18 protein-coding genes are annotated in these 21563 nt (G+C 63.1%); 14 read left to right on the top strand and 4 right to left on the bottom strand.

Features of this window, described 5'->3' with window-relative positions; translation table 11 throughout:
* The first annotated feature begins 35 nt into the window (after window positions 1-35).
* The 12 genes from GYH35_RS06010 to GYH35_RS05955 all read left to right on the top strand — a co-directional run bounded on the left by GYH35_RS06010 (window position 36) and on the right by GYH35_RS05955 (window position 13935).
* Window positions 36-542: a chemotaxis protein CheW gene (locus tag GYH35_RS06010; RefSeq protein WP_161814769.1), complete on the top strand. Its 507-nt coding sequence runs from the start codon at window positions 36-38 to the stop codon at window positions 540-542.
* Between the two features lie 71 nt (window positions 543-613).
* On the top strand, window positions 614-1495 hold the full coding sequence (locus GYH35_RS06005) for a CheR family methyltransferase (protein WP_161814768.1): 882 nt from the start codon (window positions 614-616) through the stop codon (window positions 1493-1495).
* On the top strand, window positions 1488-2117 hold the full coding sequence (gene cheD, locus GYH35_RS06000; RefSeq protein ID WP_161814767.1) for a chemoreceptor glutamine deamidase CheD: 630 nt from the start codon (window positions 1488-1490) through the stop codon (window positions 2115-2117). Before GYH35_RS06005 ends, cheD begins: the two co-directional genes overlap by 8 nt.
* A 17-nt stretch (window positions 2118-2134) precedes the next feature.
* Complete coding sequence (locus GYH35_RS05995; protein WP_161814766.1) at window positions 2135-3247, top strand: protein-glutamate methylesterase/protein-glutamine glutaminase; 1113 nt, start codon at window positions 2135-2137, stop codon at window positions 3245-3247.
* A gap of 81 nt (window positions 3248-3328) precedes the next feature.
* Window positions 3329-4228, top strand: coding sequence for an HDOD domain-containing protein (locus tag GYH35_RS05990; RefSeq protein ID WP_161814765.1), 900 nt, complete (start codon window positions 3329-3331; stop codon window positions 4226-4228).
* A gap of 184 nt (window positions 4229-4412) precedes the next feature.
* Window positions 4413-6128: a methyl-accepting chemotaxis protein gene (locus GYH35_RS35230; RefSeq protein ID WP_161827887.1), complete on the top strand. Its 1716-nt coding sequence runs from the start codon at window positions 4413-4415 to the stop codon at window positions 6126-6128.
* A gap of 218 nt (window positions 6129-6346) precedes the next feature.
* Window positions 6347-8077, top strand: a complete 1731-nt coding sequence (locus GYH35_RS05980) for an ATP-binding protein (RefSeq protein ID WP_161827886.1) — start codon at window positions 6347-6349, stop codon at window positions 8075-8077.
* A 114-nt stretch (window positions 8078-8191) separates the two neighbouring features.
* Window positions 8192-10795, top strand: a complete 2604-nt coding sequence (gene leuS, locus GYH35_RS05975; RefSeq protein ID WP_161827885.1) for a leucine--tRNA ligase — start codon at window positions 8192-8194, stop codon at window positions 10793-10795.
* Between the two features lie 111 nt (window positions 10796-10906).
* Complete coding sequence (locus GYH35_RS05970; RefSeq protein ID WP_161814761.1) at window positions 10907-11677, top strand: class II aldolase/adducin family protein; 771 nt, start codon at window positions 10907-10909, stop codon at window positions 11675-11677.
* 88 nt (window positions 11678-11765) lie between these two features.
* The gene (locus tag GYH35_RS05965) at window positions 11766-12851 is read left to right on the top strand and encodes a response regulator (protein WP_161814760.1); all 1086 of its coding nucleotides are present in this window, start codon (window positions 11766-11768) and stop codon (window positions 12849-12851) included.
* Between the two features lie 71 nt (window positions 12852-12922).
* On the top strand, window positions 12923-13429 hold the full coding sequence (locus tag GYH35_RS05960; protein WP_161814759.1) for an LPS-assembly lipoprotein LptE: 507 nt from the start codon (window positions 12923-12925) through the stop codon (window positions 13427-13429).
* An 8-nt stretch (window positions 13430-13437) separates the two neighbouring features.
* Window positions 13438-13935: a hypothetical protein gene (locus GYH35_RS05955; protein WP_161814758.1), complete on the top strand. Its 498-nt coding sequence runs from the start codon at window positions 13438-13440 to the stop codon at window positions 13933-13935.
* On the opposite strand, the gene pip is transcribed toward GYH35_RS05955, so the two are convergent.
* A complete protein-coding gene (pip, locus tag GYH35_RS05950) occupies window positions 13925-15001 on the bottom strand; it encodes a prolyl aminopeptidase (protein ID WP_161814757.1) in 1077 nt (358 codons plus the stop codon). The genes GYH35_RS05955 and pip overlap by 11 nt on opposite strands.
* A gap of 87 nt (window positions 15002-15088) precedes the next feature.
* On the opposite strand from pip, the gene GYH35_RS05945 reads away from it, so the two are divergent.
* A complete protein-coding gene (locus GYH35_RS05945; RefSeq protein ID WP_161814756.1) occupies window positions 15089-15997 on the top strand; it encodes a DMT family transporter in 909 nt (302 codons plus the stop codon).
* Here GYH35_RS05945 and GYH35_RS05940 read toward each other — a convergent pair.
* The 3 genes from GYH35_RS05940 to GYH35_RS05930 are packed head-to-tail and all read right to left on the bottom strand — an operon-like array spanning window position 15994 to window position 19622.
* Window positions 15994-16908, bottom strand: coding sequence for a LysR family transcriptional regulator (locus GYH35_RS05940; protein WP_161814755.1), 915 nt, complete (start codon window positions 16906-16908; stop codon window positions 15994-15996). The genes GYH35_RS05945 and GYH35_RS05940 overlap by 4 nt on opposite strands.
* A gap of 9 nt (window positions 16909-16917) precedes the next feature.
* Window positions 16918-18279: a glutamine synthetase family protein gene (locus tag GYH35_RS05935; protein WP_161827884.1), complete on the bottom strand. Its 1362-nt coding sequence runs from the start codon at window positions 18277-18279 to the stop codon at window positions 16918-16920.
* Complete coding sequence (locus GYH35_RS05930) at window positions 18276-19622, bottom strand: transaminase (RefSeq protein WP_202624098.1); 1347 nt, start codon at window positions 19620-19622, stop codon at window positions 18276-18278. Before GYH35_RS05930 ends, GYH35_RS05935 begins: the two co-directional genes overlap by 4 nt.
* Window positions 19623-19831: 209 nt before the next feature.
* On the opposite strand from GYH35_RS05930, the gene GYH35_RS05925 reads away from it, so the two are divergent.
* Window positions 19832-21451 carry a methyl-accepting chemotaxis protein gene (locus GYH35_RS05925; protein ID WP_161827882.1) on the top strand — a complete coding sequence of 540 codons (1620 nt, stop codon included), beginning with the start codon at window positions 19832-19834 and terminating at the stop codon, window positions 21449-21451.
* Window positions 21452-21563 lie beyond the last annotated feature (112 nt).

Here is a 21563-nt window from a genome sequence, read left to right as displayed (position 1 = left end):
CGGGTCGACCCGACAGACAGTAGGAGACTCGTTTCATGACCAATCAAGTTGCCGCGCAGATCGATGCCGCCGCTGCCGGTTCCAACCAGATGCTGACCTTCACTCTGGGCGACGAAACTTACGGCGTGGACATCCTGCGAGTGCAGGAAATCCGCGGCTGGCAACCGGTCACGCGCATTCCGCAGGCCCCGAGCCACGTGCTCGGCGTGCTGAACCTGCGCGGCTCGATCGTTCCGATCGTCGACCTGCGCATGCGCTTCAACCTGCAACACGCCGAATACACCCCGCTCACCGTCATCATCGTGCTGTCGGTGCAGTCGCCGATCGGCCGTCGCGATTTCGGCGTGGTGGTCGACGGCGTCTCCGACGTGATCGACGTGGCTGCGAACGACGTGAAGCCGGCGCCGGAGTTCGGCGCGCACGTCAGCACTGAATTCATCGAAGGTCTGGCTGCTGTGTCGGGACGCATGGTGATGCTGCTCGACATCGATCAACTGATCGGCGCAGACGTCACGGGAGTGGCGCTGAATCCCGCAGCTTAATCGATGAGATGTGAGTAACGGCTCGCGAGGGCCACCTTGCGAGCCGTTGATCACACACGCGAACCGTCCATATGCCGATTCAAGCCTCAGCTTCCGCTCCCGCCGACTCCGCGCACTATGGACCTCAGCTCGGCGACGCCGAGTTCGACTTCATCCGCCACGTGGTCGGCGAGAACGCCGGCATCGTGCTGGGCCCGAACAAGCGCCAGCTGGTGCAGGGCCGCCTGGCGCGTCGTCTGCGCGAGCTTGGGCTGCCGAGTTACGAGGCCTACTGCGAATATCTGCGCGACGCCGGGCCCGAAGAGCTGGTCGGTCTGATCAACGCGATCACCACCAACGTCACTTCGTTCTTCCGCGAAAATCATCACTTCGAGGCGCTGGCCTCGTACATGCTGCCCGAAGCGATGAAGCGCAACGCCGCTTCGCGCCGGATCCGCATCTGGTCCGCGGGCTGCTCGACCGGCGAAGAGCCGCACTGTATCGGCATGGTCGCCGGCGAAGTGCTGCCGTCCTCGCCACGCTACGATTTCAAGATTCTCGCGACCGACATCGACAGCGACGTGGTGGCCGCCGCAACGTCGGGCATCTACCCGGTGGACCGCATGTCGAGCGTGTCGCCGGAACGCCTGAAGCGCTTCTTCCAGAAGGGCAGCGGCGCGAACGAAGGCGCCGCCGTCGCCAAGCAAGAGCTCAAGTCGATGATCACGTTCCGCACGCTCAACCTGCTGCACACGTGGCCGATGAAGGGCCCGTTCGACGTGATCTTTTGTCGCAATGTGATGATTTATTTCGATCAACCGACGCGCGAAAAGCTGGTGAACCGCTTCAGCGAAATGCTTATCCCCGGCGGTTACCTGTGCATCGGTCATTCGGAATCCATTCATGCAGGCAGCGCGCCCTTCAAACTGGTCGGCAAAACCATCTACCGCCGCAACGGGGGCGCCAATGGCTGAGAAACCAGCATTGGCCAAGGTGCTGCCGGGCTTCGAGACCATCCGCCGTTACACCAATCCGCAGGGCCAGGTGATCGCCAAGCTGTTGCCGGGCGACTTCTACGTGACCACCAACGATGAAGTGCTCGACACGGTGCTCGGCTCGTGCGTGTCCGCCTGCATCCGCAATCCCAAGCTCGGCATCGGCGGCATGAATCATTTCATGTTGCCGCGTCCTAGCGGCAACGGCCACGACACGTGGGAAAACAAGGCTGGCGCGGCGACGCGCTACGGCAGCGCGTCGATGGAACAATTGATCAACCGCATCCTGAAGGCCGGCGGCACACGCGCCGACCTCGAAGTGAAGATCTTCGGCGGCGGCCGCGTGTTGAAGACGCTGACCGATGTCGGCGATCACAATGTGACTTTCGTGCGCGAGTTCCTCAAGCAGGAAGGCTTGCGCGTGACCTCCGAAGACGTGGGCGATACCTGCCCGCGCCACGTGCAGTATTTTCCGTTGACTGGCCGCGTACGCGTGCGCCATCTGACTTCGAGTCATAGCAGGGATGTGGCCTCGCAGGACGAACAATTCCTCAAGGGCCTGGAGAAGACGCCAGTGGCCGGCGAGATCGATCTGTTCTGACGGCGGAGCCGACTACCATGGCCATCAAGCTTCTGATCGTCGACGACTCCGCGCTGGTGCGCAAACTGTTGAGCGAAATGCTCAGCAAAGATCGCGAGATCGAGATCGTCGGCACCGCCACCGATCCGTACGCGGCGCGCGAGAAGATCAAACAGCTCAATCCGGACGTCATCACGCTCGACGTGGAAATGCCGAGGATGGACGGTGTCACGTTCCTCGAGAACCTGATGCGTCTGCGGCCGATGCCGGTCGTGATGGTGTCGTCGCTGACTGCCAAGGGCGCCGATGTCACTTTGCGCGCGCTGGAGCTGGGTGCGATCGATTTCGTCACCAAGCCGAAGGTCGACCTCGCCGGCAGCCTGGAGAAATACGCCGACGAGCTGATCGCGAAAGTGAAGGTTGCTTCCAAGGCACGCGTGAACGCGCGTGTGTCGTCGCCGAAGCCGACGGTGTCTGCGTCGTTGCACGCCGAACAGCGCCGCAGCGCCGACGCCGTGCTGCCTGCTGGCGGCGGCAAACGGTTCCTGCGTACCACCGATCGAATCATTGCCATCGGTGCGTCGACGGGCGGCACCGAGGCCATTCGCGAAGTGCTCGAATCGCTGCCGCCGGATGCGCCGGCCGTGGTGATCTCTCAACACATTCCCGCAGCTTTCAGCAAACCGTTCGCCGAGCGCATGAACCGATGCTCGCCGATGTCGGTGTGCGAGGCTGCCGACGGTCAATACATTCTTCCCGGCCACGTCTACATCGCGCCTGGCGATCAGCATCTGTTGATCGAGCGCGACGGTGCGCGCTATCGCTGCAAGCTGAGCAACGGCCCGCACGTGAATCGTCATCGGCCCAGCGTGGACGTGATGTTCCGCTCGGTCGCGCAGAACGTCGGCCCGAACGCCGTGGGCGTGATCCTCACCGGCATGGGCGACGACGGCGCCCGGGGCCTGAAGGAAATGCTCGAAGCCGGTGCGCCGACCATCGCGCAGGACGAAGCGACCAGCGTGGTCTGGGGCATGCCCGGCGCGGCCGTGAAACTGGGCAGCGCCCAGCACGTGTTGCCTTTACATCGGGTCGCCAGCGAGGTGCTGCACCTGACGGCGGATCAGCCGAACAGCAAGGCGGCGCACGGCTGATCGCGTGTTTCCCGACCCTTTTCGGGAAATGCCAACCGCGCCGCAGATCTTGAGATGCACGTCGCAGTAGAGTTCGCGACCATGAGCACTCCTCATAATGCCTATCAGGCCGCCCAACAAGCTCAGGCGACACCCGTCTCCGAGCACGCTGCTGCGTTTGCGTTCGTGGGCGAGCTGGCTCAGGAAGTCTCCACCGGCAAGGTGGAGCTGCCGTCGTTTCCGGACGTGGCCGTGCGGGTCCGCAAGGTGCTGGCCGACGAGGCCGTTTCCAACGATCAGATCGCACGCGTGGTCGGCTCCGAAGCAGGGCTCGCGGCGCGCGTTTTCACGCTGGCCAATTCGGCGGCTTTGAATCGCAGCGGTCGCGCGGTGTCCGATCTGAAGACCGCGGTGAATCGCATCGGTCACAACAACGTGCGCACCGCGGCGGTGTCGTTCGCGATTGCCCAGTTGCGTAAGGCCAGCGAACTGAAACATATCTCCAAGGAGCTGGAGTCGCTGTGGCAGGAAGCGACCACCGTGGCTGCGCTCGCTTATGCGGTCGCGTCGCGCACCAGCGTGAACGCCGACGAATCCATGCTTGCCGGGCTGCTGCACAACGTAGGCAAGATCTACATCCTCGCCCGCGCGTACAAGCATCCATTTTTCAAGGAAGAGGCGACGCTGCAGCAGTTGCTGCGCGACTGGCATGCGAACATCGGCAAGGCCATCGTCGAGAACTGGGGTTTCCCGGAGCACATCGCCGAAGCCATCGGCGAGCACGAGAACATCGAGCGAATCAACGACGAGCGCGACGTGACTGACGTGCTGACGGTGGCAGTGATGATGGCCGGCTTCTTCGGCCACGAGGCCGATCTCGAGCTCAACATGCAGGGCGTGAAATCGTTCTGGCGCCTGGGCCTGGACAATCAGAAGTGCGTGCACGTGATGCGCGATTGCGCCGACGAGATCAGTGCGCTGCGTACGGCGCTCGGCGACTGACACAAGCGGATTCTTCGATCTCGACGCCGGCCGATGTGCCGGCGTTTTCATTTGCGCGCCTGAATCGCCGGTAAGACCGACTCGCAGCACCTTGCTCGGTGCACCCTGATTCGTACATTCCGATATTCATTGGCGACCGCTTAGGGTCGATAGACCAATGACTAGTACTCATTGGTAGATCGGCATGAACTTCGGGTCCCTCAGTATTCGCGCGCGTATTATCGGCACACTGGTGGTGCTGGCTTTGTCGATGCTCATCGTCGGCTCGCTCGGCTTGTATGGCATGAATGGCATCGTCGACGACCTGGAGCAGATGTTCAGCCGGCGCGTCGTCGGCGCCGCGCAGCTCGGCGAGCTCAAAGCCAAGGAGCTGGACCGGCAGGCGATGATTTCGCTCGAGGTGCTGGCCGACGATCCGGCCACGGTCAGCAGGATTCAGGCCGAAGTCAGGGAGCTCGACGCGACCGCGAACCGTTTGCTCAAGGAGTTTGGCGACACGCAGATCACGCCCGAAGGCCAGGCGAAATTCGCCAAGGTGAAAGCGGCGCACGACGGCCTGGAGCGCTCCATCGAGCAGATCAATGCGGCCCTCACCACCAACGACGACGAACGCGCCGCGAAGTTGATCGTCGACCAGCTGGATCCGGCGTTCGGTGTGCTGAATGCCGCGCTGGATGACGCTTCCCAACATCAGTTCAAGCGCGCCGAAGATTCGTTGGCCGCGGCGCAGGGCGAGTTCCGCACCAGCCGCGCCATCGCGATCGGTTCGATGATCATTGCGCTGGCGCTGGCTATTGTGTTCGCGCTGTTCCTGATGCGCGCCATCATGTCCGGTCTGAGCACGGCGATGAATGTCGCCGAGCAGATCGCCGACGGTCACCTCGGCCATCGGATCGATACCACGCGTCGAGACGAATTCGGCGTCATGCTGAGCGCACTCAAGCGCATGGATGAAAAGCTGCACGAGATCGTGGGCAGCGTGCGCAGCGCGTCCGATGCAGTCGGCGGTGCGGCTTCACAGCTCTCGCGCGGCAACGACGACCTGTCGCAGCGTACGCAGGAACAAGCGTCGGCGCTGGAAGAGACCGCGTCGAGCATGGAAGAGATGACCGCGACGGTGAAACAGAACGCCGACAACGCGCGGCAGGCGAATCAGCTGGCCAGCGGCGCACGCGGTCAGGCCGAGCGCGGCGGCGAAGTGGTGTCGCGTGCGGTGAGCGCGATGGAGGAGATCAACAACTCCAGCCGCAAGATCGCCGACATCATCAGCGTGATCGACGAGATCGCGTTCCAGACCAACCTGCTGGCGCTGAACGCGGCTGTCGAAGCGGCGCGCGCCGGCGAGCAGGGCCGCGGCTTTGCCGTCGTGGCCTCCGAAGTTCGCAGCCTCGCTCAGCGCAGCGCCACCGCCGCCAAGGAGATCAAGGATCTCATCGGCGACTCGGTGGAGAAGGTCCGCAGCGGCAGCGCGCTGGTCGACGAGTCCGGCAAGGTGCTGGGCGAGATCATGGAGAGCGTCAACAAGGTCAGCGACATCGTCGCCGAGATCGCGGCCGCCAGCGAAGAGCAGGCGCAGGGCATCGATCAGGTCAACAATGCCGTCACACAGATGGACGACACCACTCAGCAGAACGCGGCGCTGGTGGAAGAGGCGGCTTCGGCGGCCAAGTCCATGGAGCAGCAGGCTCAGCAGCTGGTGGAAGAGATTTCATTCTTCCGCACGACGCACACCTCCGCGCCGGTTCAGTCGAGCACTGTCATAACGACAAAGCCGAGCGCCTCGGTACGCCCCATGGCGCGCCCCGTTGCAAAACGTTCAGCCGCGAAACCCGCCGCTCGCCCGGCCCCGGCGCCCATGGCCAAGGCCAGCGGCGACGACAGCGCCTGGCAGGAATTCTGACCCGAGGTAGAACGCTCTGGGACAGGCGGCGCGCAAAGTGAACAGGCTCACGTTCCGAAACCATTGAGGGATTGCCCTATCCTCGTAGAAGAGGTTTACATTAGGAACGCGGTTGTGCAGTGAAACGTACTGATTGCGTTCGTTGGCGAGGGACGCCAGCTTGTGGCGATTTTCATTTCAACGATGGCCGCACAAATGAAGGCCACGGGGATCGGGACGTGGCGAAGGGCGGAAAAATACTGGTCGCGGAAGACGATGCCGAGGCGCGCGAGCTGCTCATGTTGTCGCTGGCGGACGGCGACTATGACCTCTTGCAAGCGGCCGACGGCATCGAGGCGCTGCATTTATTGCGCACCGAGCATCCCGACCTGCTGATCACAGACATCGTCATGCCGCGCATGGACGGTTACGAGCTGGTGCGCAAGCTGCGCCAGGACGAAAGCATGTCCAGCACGCCGGTGATCTTCTGTTCGGCGTCCTATCACGAGCGCGAGGTGCGCGAGATGGCCCGGTCGCTGGGCGTCCGTAGCACTTTGTCCAAACCCTACGATCTGGAAATCGTGCGCGAGACCGTGAACGCGGCGTTGGCGACCAAGCCGCCTGCTGCCACGGGCGGTCCGCCAGCCCTGATCGAGGACGGCGGCGCGCAGGAACGATTGAGCGCGCTGGTGACATTCAGCCGCCGCGTGTTCGGTCAGACCGATCCGGCCGTGATTCTCGAATCGACGTGCGATGCCGCCCGCGACATTCTGCTCGCGCAGGTCGCGCAACTCGTGATCGTCAGCGACGATGGTTCTCGCCAGGTCACCACGTCCAGTGGCTTGTCCGGCGAGGAGATGGAACGACTGCTGTCCTCGCGCATGTATCGCGACATGGTGCAGTCCCTGGAGAGCGGCGGCTCGGCGCTCTATCCCATGTCCCCGGATGAATCGGTTGCCAACGACGGCGCACCCCAGCGCGGCGATTTTGTTTCCATGCTGGGCGTGCCGATCGCGTCGGTCACCAAGTCCTATGGCTATCTGTGCGTGCTGAATCGCATCGGTCTGCCGGGCTTCACCGAGGAAGATCTGGCGGTGGCGCGCGCCATCGCGGCTCAGGTCGCCGTCGCTTATGAGAATGCGCTCCAGCACCAGGCGCTGCAGGATGAGATCGACCGGCGCGCCGAAATGGAGAGCGAAATCCGGCGCCTGAACCAGGACCTGGAAAAGCGCGTGGCGGAGCGCACCGCCGAGCTGGAAATCGCCAATCGCGAGCTCGAGGCGTTTTCCTATTCGGTGGCGCACGATCTGCGTGCGCCGCTGCGGCTGATCCATGCGCACGTGCAGATGCTTCGCGAGCACAAGGGCCCGCCGGGTGCGCGCGAGCCGACCATTCACATGGAACAGATTCAGCGCGGCGCCAAGGAGATGAGTGCGCTGATCGATGGCTTGCTGGCCTTGTCGCGAGTCAGCCATGTCGAGATGCGGCGCGAGCCGTGCTCACTCGACAACCTGGTGAAGCACGCTGTCGATCGCGCCAGCCAGGAGGCGCAGGGGCGCGAGATCGAGTGGCGTCTACACCCGTTGCCGGCTGCGAGCTGCGACCCCGAGTTGATGCAGCAGGTGTTCGCGAACCTGATCGGCAACGCCGTCAAATATTCGCGACCGCGGGCCAAGCCGGTCATCGAGATCGGCTCGGGCGTGGTCAGCGAGAGCGACACCGGCACGACGGCCGCGCCGGGGGAGCGATATATCTACGTGCGGGATAACGGCGTCGGCTTCGACATGCGCTATGCGCGCAAGCTGTTCGGCGTGTTCCAGCGGCTGCACCGGCAGGATGAATTCGAGGGGACCGGGATCGGGCTGGCGACGGTCAGCCGTATCGTCGAGCGGCATGGCGGCACTATCTGGGCTGAGGCCAGCCCCGGCCGGGGGGCGGAGTTCCGGTTTACCCTGCGCGGGATGGATTGAAAGGGCTTTTGCTTTGCCGGCCGGGTGAGCCTCTGGCCGCCGAATAGCCACCCTCTGGTATCCTTCGCCCCCTTTAAACCGACCCCGGGGCCTGTTAAGGCCCGTCTTACAACCATGCAGTCCCAATACGAACCCTCCGCCGTAGAAGCCGAGGCGCAGGCTTTTTGGACCGAGCGCCGGGCCTTCGCCGTCAAGGAAGATCCCAGCCGGCCCAGCTATTACTGCCTGTGCATGTTCCCGTACCCGAGCGGCCGGCTGCACATGGGGCACGTGCGCAATTACACCATCGGCGACGTGATCACCCGGTTCCTGCGCATGCAGGGCTACAGCGTGCTGCAACCCATGGGTTGGGACGCTTTCGGCCTGCCGGCCGAGAACGCCGCCATGAAGAACGGCGTGCCGCCCGCCAAGTGGACTTACGAGAACATCGCCTACATGAAGCGCCAGCTGCAGTCGCTGGGCTTCGCGCTCGACTGGGATCGCGAGCTGGCGACCTGCCAGCCGGAGTACTACCGCTGGAATCAGTGGCTGTTCCTGAAGATGCTGGAAAAGGGCATCGCCTATCGCAAGACCGGCGTCGTGAACTGGGATCCCATCGATCAGACCGTGCTCGCGAACGAGCAGGTGATCGACGGCCGCGGCTGGCGCACCGGCGCGCTGGTCGAGAAGCGCGAGATTCCGATGTACTACCTGCGCATCACCGATTACGCGCAGGACTTGCTCGATGCACTGAACGACATGCCCGGCTGGCCCGAGCGCGTGCGCGCCATGCAAGCCAATTGGATCGGTCGCAGCGAAGGCGTGCGGCTGAGCTTCCCGTATGAATTGCAGGGCGAGCAACGTTTGCTGAGCGTGTTCACGACGCGCGCCGACACCATCATGGGTGTGACATTCGTTGCCGTCGCCGCCGAACATCCGCTCGCGACGCATGCCGCGCAGTCGAATCCTCAGCTCGCTGCATTCATCGAAGAATGCAAACTGGGGACGGAACAGGAAGCCGAGATTGCGCAGATGGAAAAGAAGGGCATGCCGACGGGCTTGTTCGTCAACCATCCGATCTCGGGGGAACAGGTGCCGGTGTGGGTGGGCAACTATGTGCTCATGACCTACGGCGAAGGCGCCGTGATGGGCGTGCCCGCGCACGACGAACGCGACTTCGCGTTCTCGTTGAAGTACGGCCTGCCGATCAAACAAGTGATCGAGGTCAAGGGTGCGGAGCCGGCGTTCACCGATAAGGAATGGCACGGCTGGTATGGTGAGTACGGCACGCTGATTCACTCCGGCAAGTACGACGGACTGGATTACAGCCAGGCCATCGATGCCATCGCCGCTGACCTCAACGCCAAGGGCTGGGGCGAAAAGCACGTGCAATGGCGTCTGCGCGATTGGGGCATTTCTCGTCAGCGTTACTGGGGCTGCCCGATTCCGCTGATTCACTGCCCGAAGTGCGACGTCGTGCCGGTGCCGGAAGCCGATCTGCCGGTGGTGTTGCCCGAAGGCCTGGTGCCCGATGGCAGCGGCAATCCGCTCAACAAGACGCCGTCGTTCCTCGACTGCAAATGTCCGAAGTGCGGCGGCCCCGCGCGCCGGGAGACGGACACGATGGATACGTTCGTCGACTCGTCCTGGTACTTCCTGCGTTTCGCCTCGGCCAAGAACGACAAGGCGATGGTGGACGAGCGGGCCAACCATTGGTCGCCGGTCAATCAATATATCGGCGGCATCGAGCACGCGATTCTGCACTTGCTGTATGCGCGTTTCTGGACGCGGGTCATGCACGACATGGGCCTGGTGAAAGTGCAGGAGCCGTTCCAGAACCTGCTCACGCAGGGCATGGTGCTCAACGACATTTATTCCCGTCGCATCGGCGAAGCCGGCAAGGAATATTTCCATCCGAACGACGTGAATGTGCCGCTGGATGAGAAAGGCGCTCGCACCGGCGTGCCCACCTTGAAATCCGACGGTCAGCCGGTCGACTGGGAAGGCATGCGCACCATGTCGAAATCCAAGGGCAACGGCGTCGATCCCACCGAGCTGGTCGAGACGTACGGCGCGGACAGCGTGCGCTTGTTCATGATGTTCAAGGCGCCCCCGGAAGATACGTTGGAATGGTCGGACGACGGCGTCGAAGGCGCGTCGCGTTTCATGCGCCGTTTGTGGCGCATGGTGCACGAGCATGTCACGGCCGGTCTGGTGAGCCCGAAGGTGTCGGGCGAATTAACCGACGAGCAACGCAACGTGCGTCGCGCTGCGCACAGCACATTGCAGAAGGTGACCGACGATCTCGGTCGGCGTCGTGTGTTCAACACCGCGATCGCCGCGGTGATGGAATTCATGAATACGCTGTCGAAGTTCGAGGACCAGTCGCCGCAAGGTCGCGCTGTACGGCAGGAAGCGCTCGAGTTCGTCGTGCAAATGTTGTCGCCCATCGTGCCGCATGCCGGACACGTGCTGTGGCAGGCGCTCGGCCACACCGACGCGCTGATCGATCATCCTTGGCCGCAGCCGGATGCCGCCGCGCTGGTGCGTGACTCGATCGATGTAGTGATCCAGGTCAACGGTAAGCTACGTAGCCAGATCACGCTCGAAGCGAGCGCCACCGAAGAGCAGATCCGCACGGCGGCCCTGGCCGACTCCACTGTGCAGAAGTGGATCGAGGGCAAGCCGGTCCGTAAAGTGATCGTGGTGAAGGGCAAGCTGGTAAACGTCGTGGTATAGGCCCAAAGGCTGGGCAACCAAGGGCGCTCAGCCGGGGTCATCCCGCGGGAAGCTTGTGGGGCTTGCTGCAATGGCGTTAGCCTCCGGTGAGGACTCACCGGGGGATTTCATATGTCAGCTGCAGAACGTGCCGTCGCGGACGTGCGTGCTCAGGTGTCGGCCGAGGAATGGGCGACGCGAGTGGATCTGGCGGCCTGTTATCGTCTCATCGCGCATTTCGGCTGGGACGACCTGGTCTTCACTCACATCTCGGCGCGCGTGCCGGGCACTCATGACTTTCTCATCAATCCTTACGGCTTGATGTTCGAAGAGGTCACCGCATCCAACCTGGTGCGCGTCGACCTCGCCGGCAATAAAACATTGCCGAGCCCGTACGAGATCAATCCGGCCGGCTACACGATTCACAGCGCCATTCACGAGGTGCGCGAGGACGCCGGCTGTGTGCTGCATCTTCATACGATGGCGGGCATCGCGGTCTCGGCGCAGCGCAAGGGTCTGCTGCCGATCTCACAACAGTCGACGTTCATTCTGCTGAGCCTGTCGTATCACGATTACGAAGGCATTGCGCTCAACCAGGAAGAGAAGGGGCGCTTGCAGGCGGATCTGGGCAATACACGGCACATGATCCTGCGCAACCACGGCTTGCTCACGGTCGGCCGCACCATCTCCGACGCCTTCATGACGATGTACAGCCTGCAGCGCTCTTGTGAGATCCAGATCATGGCGCAGGCGGGCGGCGAGCCGTTGCTCGCTATCCCAGAATCGGTTCTTGCCACTGTGCCCGAGTACGTGAAGCAGGTGACGCGCGGCGCCGGCACGGGACTGGTCTGGCCGGCGCTGTTGAGAAAAATGGACCGCATCGACCCCGGTTATCGGGAGTAAGCGTACAAACCGTGGTTGCCACCCGCACCCGCGAATGATAAAGCAACGCGGGTAGTGCAAATTTTGTACGGTCTCGAGAGATATACGGATGAAAGCGGGTGTCATGGCGACGCGGCTGTCGGTGCTGCAGCGTGCGTTGCCGTCACGGATCCTGGTCGTCGATGACGACGAACAGGATCGCGAGCTGATCACGCGGCGGCTCACGGCCGCGGGGTTCGAAGTCGAACATGCTGCCAATGGCCAGGAGGCGCTGGATGCGCTCGATCGCCAGTGGTATCCGCTGGTGGTCACCGACTGGCACATGCCGGTCATGGATGGCCTGGCCCTGACCCAGACGCTGCGCGAGCGCGGGGCCGAAGATACTTACATCATCATGCTGACCATGCGCGATGCGAGCACTGACTTCGAGCAGGGCTACGTCGCCGGCGTCGACGACTATCTCACCAAGCGAGTTTCCGATCCCGAGTTGTTCGCCCGCATCTACGCCGCGTTCAACACGCTGGCGTTGCGTCGGTCGCTGCGCGAGGCGCAGGAAGCGGTGATGGAGCAGTCGGTCAGCATCGATGTCGAGTCCGGCGCGTTTTCGCCCGGCGAATTGCAGGCCCGGCTGCTGTCCGAAATCCGTCGCGGGCAACGCTACGGTCGCCAGCTGGCGGTGCTGACGCTGGGCGTGCGGGTCGAAGGTGCGTCTGCCGATGACTGCGTGCCCGATGCGACTACTTTGAAGGGGGTGGTCCAGGCGATAGACGCCTCGGTCCGCGCGCATGTCGATTGGATCGGCCGCATGGAGGCGCCGGTGGGGGCGGTATTCGCGGTCGTGTTTCCCGAGGCCAGCATCACCGAAGTGCCGCTCATCAAAGAGCGCATGATGGTGACGTTGACCCGCTATGCCAGCAGCATTTCCATACCGCTGGTCTTCAGCTATGGCGTCGCGGCGCTGGAGCGGGACGGCAACGACAGTGCGCCGGTCGAAGCGACCGAAATGCTCAATGTGGCCGAGCATTGCCGGGGCTGCCCGGGCCATTCAGGGAACGAACAGCTGGCCGCCGTTCAGCGCAGTGTGGCCACCCATGCCGGCATCGTCTGCCGCCATGGCTATGTCGTCGACAGCGAGTGCGTGCTGAAAAGTCCGGCCGCGATGCGCGCCACCCAGCCGTTTACCGCCGTCCGCTGACCCGACACATTGACCGCGAGGGCGGCGCCCGCGAACATGGCGGCCCTGTTTCGCCCTCGCGAGTGTCATCTGTGACGCCTTCCGCCTCCGCCCGTCGTTTCCGCTGGTTGCTGCTTTCCATCTGCCTGGCTTCGGTGCTGGCGGGCTGCGGCTGGCGCCTGCAGGGCACGACCAAGCTGTCGCCGGTCATGGCGACGACTTATGTCGATACCCATGATCGCTACACCGACTTCAACCGGGCGTTGCGGGAGAGTCTGGAGGCTTCCGGAGCGCGGCTGACCAACAACGAAAACGAAGCGACCGCGGTCGTGAAGATCATCAAGGATGAGAGCGGACAGCGCGTGCTGACCGTGTCCGGCCGCAACACGCCCGAGGAATACGAGGTGTTCTACACCATCGAGTACTCGGTCAATGGCCGCACCGAGGAGCTGATCGCGCCGGAGAAGCTCGAGCTCACCCGCGACTACAGCTACGACGAAACCGCCGTGCTCGCGAAGCAGAAGGAACAATCGATTCTGCGCGAGGCGCTGGCTCGCGATCTGGCGGGTCAGGTCGTGAGACGTCTCGCTGCGCTCTAACAGCTCCTATGGCTGACGTGTTGAAAGTCACAGACGTCGGTGTCGACGTCGTGACCGGTCTGCTCGAGCGCTACGGGATGGAATGCATCGCGCTCGGCCCCGAGGAAACCATTCCCGGTTCCTATTGGGGCGACAGCGAAGCCGGCCTGGTCGGCTCGAAGATTTACTGGCGCGCCGATACGCCGCTGCATTCTCTGCTGCACGAAGCCGGTCATTTCATCTGCATGGACGACGAGCGTCGCGAGCAGTTGCACAAGGACGCGGGCGGCGACTACGACGAGGAAAACGGTGTTTGTTATCTACAGATCGTGCTGGCGGGCGAGCTGCCGGGCGTCGGTCGCGAGCGCATGTTTCATGACATGGACGCGTGGGGTTACACCTTTCGACTCGGCTCGGCGCGTGCGTGGTTCGAACAAGACGCCGAGGATGCGCGAGCCTGGCTGATCGGCCGCGGCGTCATAGATGACTACGCGCGGCCGACCTGGCGCAGAAGAACTACTCTCTGAATCGATCCGTCGCTGAAATCAGCTGATGCGTGTTGCCGGGCTCGAACGCCGAATGGCCGGCGTCGGGCACGACATGGAACTCCGCTTCCGGCCAGGCTTGATGCAGCTTCCACGCGGTCTGCATCGGGCACACCACGTCGTACCGGCCCTGCACGATCACGGCTGGAATGTGACGGATGCGCTCCACGTTGCGGATCAGCTGATCTTCGGTTTCCAGGAAGCCGCGATTGATGAAGTAGTGACATTCGATGCGCGCGACCGCGACGGCGAAATCCTCTTCGCCCCACTTGTGCAGCTGATCTTCGTTCACGTGCAGATAGCTGGTCGCGGCTTCCCAAATCGACCAGGCGCGCGCGGCCTTCACTCGCGTGTCGCGATCTTCGCTGGTCAGGCGCTTGTAGAACGCTTTGATCATGTCGCCGCGCTCGGCGGGCGGAATGGCGGCGACGTAGTTTTGCCAATGATCCGGGAACAGCGCGCTCGCGCCGCCTTCGAAATAGAACCAGCGCAGCTCGAACTGCGACAACGTGAAGATGCCGCGCAGGACGATCTCGCTGACGCGCTCGGGATGAGTCTGCGAGTACGCCAGCCCCAGCGTCGAGCCCCATGAGCCGCCGAATATCAACCATTGCTCGATGCCGAGGTGCTTGCGCAGCTTTTCCATGTCCTCGACCAGGTCCCAGGTGGTGTTGGCCTCGAGGCTGGCGTACGGCTTGCTCCTGCCGCAGCCGCGCTGATCGAACAGGATGATGCGATAGGCGTCGGGGTCGAAGAAGCTGCGGGCGCGATTGTCACAACCCGCGCCGGGGCCGCCATGCACGAATACGGCAGGCTTGCCCTTGGGATTGCCGCATTCCTCGTAATAGATCTCGTGCGTGTCCGAGACGCGCAGCATGCCGGACTTGTTGGGCTTGATGGCGGGATACAAAGTGCGCAGGCCGGCGGTCTTGGCTTTGGCCGGGCGCTTGCGCTTGGCGAGTACGGCGTGCCGGGCATGATTGCGTTGTTTGCTGGCAGGGGCGGGGCGGGCCGAGCGACGCGTCGTCTTGCGCTTTTTGGTAGCCATCTATGCTCCGGAACCAACTTTAGAAAGATTCAATTCTCGGCTCTCGCGGGCAGATAGGGAAGCGCCGCGCGTGCGACAATGGTCGGTATGCCACTAGCGAACCACACCCGCTCCATGCTCCTGCTGCTGCTCACCATGACGGTGTGGGGCAGTACTTTCATGGTGACCAAGGAACTGATTGTGGTCTGGCCGCCATTCACGCTGGCATTCGTGCGCGTCGCGGTGGGCGCCCTGGTGCTATTGCCGTTCGCGTTATCCCGAAAGACGCCCGGCGTCCGCTTGCCGTGGGGTTCCATCTGGTCGATGGGCCTGATCGGCGTGGCGCTGTACTACCTAGTGTTCAACACCGCGATGGTGTACGTGTCGGCATCGCAGGGGGCGCTGGTTCAGGCATCCATTCCGGCGATGACGGCGCTGGTTGCGGTGCTGTGGCTGCGTGAGCGTGCGTCGTCATTGCGCTGGCTCGGCATCGCGTTGTCGGTCGGCGGTGTACTGATCGTGTTCTCGGGCAGCGGCTCGGAGGGCGGCCAGTCGAGTTTGTTCGGCAATCTTTTGATGTTTGCTTCGGTGGTGTGCTGGGGGTTGTATACCGCGCTGGCGAAACGCGTCGCCGGTTTCGACTCGTTGGTGATCACGACGGCGGTCACCGGCACGGGTGCATTGCTATTGTCGCCGCTCGCCGGCTACGAAATTGTCACGGCGAATCTGGCGGGCAATGGGTTGCCGCCGCTGCCGCTGATCGGGTGGACGGAGCTGCTTTATTTGGGCGTCATCGCATCCGGCATGGCCTATCTGCTGTACAACGCCTCGCTCCGCCACCTCGACGCAAGCGAGGTGGGCGTCTACACGAACTTGATTCCCATCGTCGGCGTGCTCAGCGGCGTGATCGTGCTGGGCGAGCCATTATCGACACGCGCCGTCATTGGCGGCTTGGTGGTGATGCTGGGGGTGTGGATCACCAGCCGATCGGAGCGGCCCGTGGCGGTGACGGCTTAGGCCTTCGCGACCCACATTTCCATGTCGAGCGGCTGCGCGAGCGATTTCACCAGGTCCTGCGCGTAGATCGGCAGATCCCGCAGGCTGCGCACGCAGATCATCAGATTGCGCGGCGCCCAGTCATCGCTCAGCTCGATCACGTGCAACTTCATCGTGCGCATGGCGCGAGCGGCGGTGGTCTCCGGCACGACACCGATACCGACGTTGCCTTCGACCATGCGGCAGACGGCGTCGAAGCTGCGCAGCTGCACGCGGAGCTTGAGCCGACGGCCGATGCGCTCGGCTTTGTCGGAAAGAAACCGCTGCAGTGAGCTGGCGCGATCCAGGCCGACGAAGTCGCTGTCCAGCGCCTCGACGAACGCGATCTTTTTCTTTTCGGCGAGCGGGTGAGTCGGCGACGTCACCAGCACGAAGCGGTCCACGCGGAACGGAAAGACTTCCAGGCCGGTGACATCTTCGGTGCCCGCCACGATGCCGATATCGGCTTTGCCGTCGGCGATGGCGGCGACGATCTCATCGCTCAAGCGCTCCTCCAGGTCGATGTTCACCTGGGGATGCGATGTCAGGAAATTGCTGAGCGGTTCCGGCAGGAATTCAGTCAGCGCGTTGGTGTTGGAGAGCAGCCGGACGTGACCCTTCAGCCCGTCGGCGTACTCACCCAGCTCGGCGCGCATGCGCTCCGCTTGTTGCAACATCTGCCGGGCATGGTGAACCAGCGTGCGGCCCGCGGGCGTCGGGTGAACGCCCTGGCGCTCGCGGTTCAGCAACGGCGTGCCCAGCTCGATTTCCATGTTGCGGATCCGGGTGCTGGCGGCCGCCACGGCCAGGTGCATGCGCTCCGCGCCGGCGGTGATGCTGCCGGCTTCGACAACGTGCAGGAACAACTTGAGATCGGTCAGATCGAAACGCATCGGCGCAGTTTATACGCTATCGAGGTACCAGTCGTGGTCTGTCGGCGGCACCAGCGCGTTGTACTTGTCCCATTCCTGGGTCTTGATCGCGACGAAAGCACGCAGAAACTCTTCACCTAGCGCTTCGCGCAGGAACATCGAGCTTTCGGCCGCCTCGATCGCGCCCAGCCAATCCCGCGGCAACGAGGCGGTAATGCTGCGTTCATAGCCATTGCCGGTGATCGGCGGACCGGGATCGATCTTGGCCGCGATGCCTGCATGTACGCCGGCCAGCACTGTGGCGGCAACCAGATACGGATTCGCGTCCGCACCGCTGACCCGATGCTCGACGTGTCGGCTCGATGCTGCGCCGGCCGGCACGCGCAAGCTGACGGAGCGATTGTTGATGCCCCACGTCGGCGCCATCGGCGCATAGCTTTGATGTCGGAAGCGCCGGTACGAGTTCGCGTTGGGAGCGAAGATCAGCATGCTCTCCGCCATGGTCTTTTGCAGTCCGCCGATGGCATGACGTAGCAGCGGCGTGCCGGCCGGATCGTCGGCGGCGAATGCGTTGTTGCCGCTCTCGTCCTGCACGCTGACGTGCATGTGCATGCCACTGCCGGCCTGTTCCGCGAAAGGTTTTGCCATGAAGCAGGCGGTGAGGCCGTGTTTCAGAGCGGTGGCGCGAATCAGGCGCTTGAACAGGATTGCATCGTCGATAGCGCGCAGGGCGTCGTCGCGATGGAGCAGGGTGATTTCATACTGGCTCGGCGCGTACTCAGACATTAGTGTCCGCAACGGCAGTCGTTGCGCGCGGGCGCCGGCGTAGATGTCGTCGAACAGCGGCGCCATGTCTTGCAGCTTGCCCAGGCCGTACGAGTCGAGTCGTTGCGGCGAGCGTTGTGACAACAGTCCGGGCGCGGGCACGAGCTTTCCCTGCGCGTCTCTCGCGACCAGGTAAAATTCGATCTCTGCGGCAACCACCGGCCGCAGTCCGATCTGCTGCAGTCGTTGTACTGAACGGGCTAAAGCATGTCTTGGATCCGCGGTGCACGGTCGACCGTCTGCTTCGTACATGCTCATCAGCACTTGCGCGCCGGGGCGAGACATCCAATTCGCTCGCACCAGCGTGCCAGGCACCGGCCGGCAGATGCGATCGGCATCGCCGACCGACCAAACGAGTCCGGTCTCTTCCACGTCTGCACCGGTGACATCGAGACCGAGGATCGATCCGGCGACGCAGCGCCCTTCGTTGTAGAGCGAGAGCAGTTCCTCGCGCGCGATCAGCTTGCCTCTCGGCACGCCGCCCGGATCGGTGATCAGCAGCTCGATGGCTTCGACATCGGGATTCGCGTCGAGAAACTGCTGGGCTTCGTTGCTGGCGACGTTCATGACAACTCGTGCAGAAATTCTTCGAAGTGGTCGAGCAGCGCCTGCACCTGTCCGGCCGGGGTCACCGGGCTCACCAGCATCATGTTGTGGAAGGGCGTGACCAGCACGCCGCGATTCAGCAGGTAAAGATGTAACAGACGTTCGAGCATTGGCGACGCGGCTGCCAGGGACTCGCGTGCAGTTCGCGCTGGCGTCGGCGTGAAGACCAGCTCACTGCGTGCGCCAACTGTTGTTACGTGCCAGGGCAAGCTGCGTTGAGCGATTCGCTCGCGCAGGCCATCAGCCAGCGTCGCCGCGTGCTTCAACATGTGTGCGTAGGCTTCATTCGTCATCACGTCCTGCAAACACGCGACCAGCGCGGCGGTCGCGAGCGCATTCGCTGCTAGCGTCGTGCCCATGCCCGAATGTCCGGCCGGCTTGGTCTCGAGCAGGCGTTCCATCCGATTCGCCAGCTCGGCGGTGAAGCCATAGACCGCCATCGGCATGCCGCCGGCAATCGCTTTGCCTGCAATCAAGAAGTCCGGCGTGAGCCCCAGGCGATGCGCGTGCCCGCGCGGGCCGCTGCTCAGCGTGTGAGTTTCGTCGATGGCGAGGAGCGTCCCATGCCGCGTGCACAGCTTGCGCACTTCGGCCCACAAGCCTTCCTCGGGCAACACCATGCCAGCATTCGTCATCACCGGCTCGGCGAGCAAGCATGCGACTTGGCCATCGGCGAGCGCGGCCTCGAGTGCGGCGAGATCGTTGAACTCGACCACGCGTGCATAAGACGCGAAGTCGGCAACCTGGCCGATCTGCCCGGGCCGAGTGACAACTCTGCCCCGATCGAGTCGCACCAACGTGTCTTCGAGCGAGCCGTGATAACAGCCATCGAACACCAGGATCAGCTTGCGATCGGTCAACGCACGAGCCCAGCGCAGCACGGCGCGATTCGCATCGGTGGCGGTTTGAGTGATCTGCCAACAGGGCAGGCTGAAGCGCTCAGCCAATAGCTCACCGGCCCGTGCGGTTTGGTCCGTGGGCAGCATGCAGGTGAAGCCGTGGGCCGCTTGATGTTTCAGCGCATTCGCCACTGCGGGTGGCGAGTGACCGAACATGGCGCCGGTGTCGCCCAGACAGAAGTCGGCATAGGTCCGGCCATCGACATCGACGAAGCTCGATCCGGAAGCTGCGCGCACGATCAGAGGCGCGGGCAACTGCCAGTCCGACATCCAATGCATGGGCACGCCATTCAGCCAATGCTCACGCAAAGCCTTGTCGCGACGGATTGTCTCGGGATGCTCGTCGATGAAGCGGTGCTGCTCACGGGCCAACAGCGGTGCGGCGAACGCACTGACAAAGGACAAAGTGTTTTCCCCTGAGGTCATGCACTAAGTGGCTGGCTCAAATCATAGACCATCGATTAGGGGGCGGATCAGACGTTCCCTGAATCGACCTTGGAATACTGCATTCCTGGCGGCAGCGGTCGATAAGTCGGACATATCCCGCATCTTGCCACGGCCGGCGTTTTCCCGCGGGACGGCCCCGTATTCAACACAGGCAAGAGTTCATGTCGATGCTTACGATCAAAACCCGGATGTACGTGAATCTGGGTGTTTTAGCCGTCGCAATGCTGGTGGTCTGCGGTGTCGCGCTCAGCGCGTTCAATGCCAGCTCGCGCCGCATGCAGCAACTGCATGCCGAGAACCTGGTGCCGATCACGCAGATCAACGAGATCTACCAGCGCTCGCTGCAGAGTCAGCAGTATCGTCTGGAGGGTTACGTGCATCGCGACCCGACCTTCACCAAGTCGAACTACGACATGGTGAAAGAGAACCGCGGCCGCATCAACGAGCTCACCGATCTCTTCAGCCAGTATCCATTGAGCGAGCAGGAGCGCCGCCTGCTCGATGAGATCAAATCGCAGCGTGCGGCCATCGTCGACGCCGGCAAGCAAGAAATCGAGCTGCTGCTGGCCGGCGACTACGACGCCGCCACCAAGGTGCGGATCGAGGCCATCGAGCCGGTCATCGACCGCATGGACGTGACGACCGAGCGGTTGGCGAAGGCGCGCGAGCAAGCCGCGGCGGAAACCATCGCCCAGGCCCAGCGCGAGTTGAATCGCGATCGCAATGTCATGATCGGCTGCTTCATCGCGGCGCTGGCGGTGGCGATCTGGTTTGCGTGGCTGCTGACGAAGCATATTTCCAGCGGTTTGGCCCGCGCCGAGGATCTGGCTCGTCGCGTGAGTCGCGGCGAGCTGGGTAATCAGGTCACGATCACGGGCAATGACGAGATTGCAGCGCTGTTGCTGAGCCTGAGAGACATGGATTCCAAGTTGATGGAGACCATGACGCAGGTGAGCGAGAGCGCCGCCGAAGTGGACCGCGCCGCCCGTCAGCTGTCCCAGGGCAGTGATGACTTGAGCGAGCGCACGCAGGAACAGGCCGCTGCGCTGGAAGAAACCGCCGCGAGCATCGAAGAGATGACCGCGACGGTGAAGCAGAACGCGGACAATGCGAAGCATGCGAATCAGATCGCTACCAGCACCCGCACGCAGGCGGACCAGGGCGGTGTGGCTGTTCAGCGCGCTGTCGGCGCGATGGGCGAGATCACTTCGTCCAGCAAGCGCATTGAAGACATCATCGGTGTGATCGATGAGATCGCGTTCCAGACCAATCTGCTGGCGCTGAACGCGGCGGTCGAGGCTGCGCGTGCAGGTGAGCAGGGTCGCGGCTTCGCAGTCGTCGCCGGTGAAGTGCGCAGCCTCGCTCAGCGCAGCGCCACGGCGGCGCGCGAGATCAAAGGCTTGATCAGCGACTCCGTCGGCAAGGTCGACGCGGGCTCGCAGCTGGTCGGTAATTCAGGCAAGTCGTTGGCGGATATCGTCAGCGGCGTGGTGAAGGTGACGAACATCGTCGCCGAAATCGCCGCCGCCACGTCCGAGCAGTCGACCGGCATCGATCAGATCAATCACGCTATCTCGAATATGGACACTGCCACTCAGCAGAACGCTGCGTTGGTTGAAGAGTCCGCCGCGGCCGCGAAGTCGATGCAAGCGCAGGCGCAGCGGTTGCAGGAGTTGGTGTCGTTCTTCCGGTTTGGGTCGCAGACGCATGCGTCCTACGATACCGCTACGTCCAGCTATTCGAGCTACGGCGGCGATCATCACGAGTCGTTCGCTCGCGCGGCGTAATGAGGTTTGGCAAGGGAAAGAGGTTTGCCCAGGGAATAGACGTCGCCGGGTCCTCGCTCGAAGGTACATCTGCCGCCCTGGCGCTGCGAGCCACCGAGGCCTCTTCTCTTAA

The organism is Steroidobacter agaridevorans, from assembly GCF_009932555.1.
Classification (GTDB): domain Bacteria; phylum Pseudomonadota; class Gammaproteobacteria; order Steroidobacterales; family Steroidobacteraceae; genus Steroidobacter; species Steroidobacter agaridevorans.
The sequence above is the reverse complement of the archived record's forward strand: the minus strand, read 5'-3'. Positions and strand labels throughout refer to the sequence as shown.

Excerpts from the sequence above, each read along its gene's own strand:
- GYH35_RS05970 (WP_161814761.1), top strand. The coding sequence starts at position 10,907 with ATGTCAGCTGCAGAACGTGCCGTCGCGGACGTGCGTGCTCAGGTGTCG.
- GYH35_RS05995 (WP_161814766.1), top strand. The coding sequence starts at position 2,135 with ATGGCCATCAAGCTTCTGATCGTCGACGACTCCGCGCTGGTGCGCAAA.
- GYH35_RS06005 (WP_161814768.1), top strand. The coding sequence starts at position 614 with ATGCCGATTCAAGCCTCAGCTTCCGCTCCCGCCGACTCCGCGCACTAT.
- GYH35_RS05940 (WP_161814755.1), bottom strand. The coding sequence starts at position 16,908 with ATGCGTTTCGATCTGACCGATCTCAAGTTGTTCCTGCACGTTGTCGAA.
- GYH35_RS05965 (WP_161814760.1), top strand. The coding sequence starts at position 11,766 with ATGAAAGCGGGTGTCATGGCGACGCGGCTGTCGGTGCTGCAGCGTGCG.
- GYH35_RS05955 (WP_161814758.1), top strand. The coding sequence starts at position 13,438 with ATGGCTGACGTGTTGAAAGTCACAGACGTCGGTGTCGACGTCGTGACC.
- GYH35_RS05990 (WP_161814765.1), top strand. The coding sequence starts at position 3,329 with ATGAGCACTCCTCATAATGCCTATCAGGCCGCCCAACAAGCTCAGGCG.
- GYH35_RS35230 (WP_161827887.1), top strand. The coding sequence starts at position 4,413 with ATGAACTTCGGGTCCCTCAGTATTCGCGCGCGTATTATCGGCACACTG.
- leuS (WP_161827885.1), top strand. The coding sequence starts at position 8,192 with ATGCAGTCCCAATACGAACCCTCCGCCGTAGAAGCCGAGGCGCAGGCT.
- cheD (WP_161814767.1), top strand. The coding sequence starts at position 1,488 with ATGGCTGAGAAACCAGCATTGGCCAAGGTGCTGCCGGGCTTCGAGACC.
- GYH35_RS05925 (WP_161827882.1), top strand. The coding sequence starts at position 19,832 with ATGCTTACGATCAAAACCCGGATGTACGTGAATCTGGGTGTTTTAGCC.
- GYH35_RS06010 (WP_161814769.1), top strand. The coding sequence starts at position 36 with ATGACCAATCAAGTTGCCGCGCAGATCGATGCCGCCGCTGCCGGTTCC.
- GYH35_RS05945 (WP_161814756.1), top strand. The coding sequence starts at position 15,089 with ATGCCACTAGCGAACCACACCCGCTCCATGCTCCTGCTGCTGCTCACC.
- GYH35_RS05935 (WP_161827884.1), bottom strand. The coding sequence starts at position 18,279 with ATGAACGTCGCCAGCAACGAAGCCCAGCAGTTTCTCGACGCGAATCCC.
- pip (WP_161814757.1), bottom strand. The coding sequence starts at position 15,001 with ATGGCTACCAAAAAGCGCAAGACGACGCGTCGCTCGGCCCGCCCCGCC.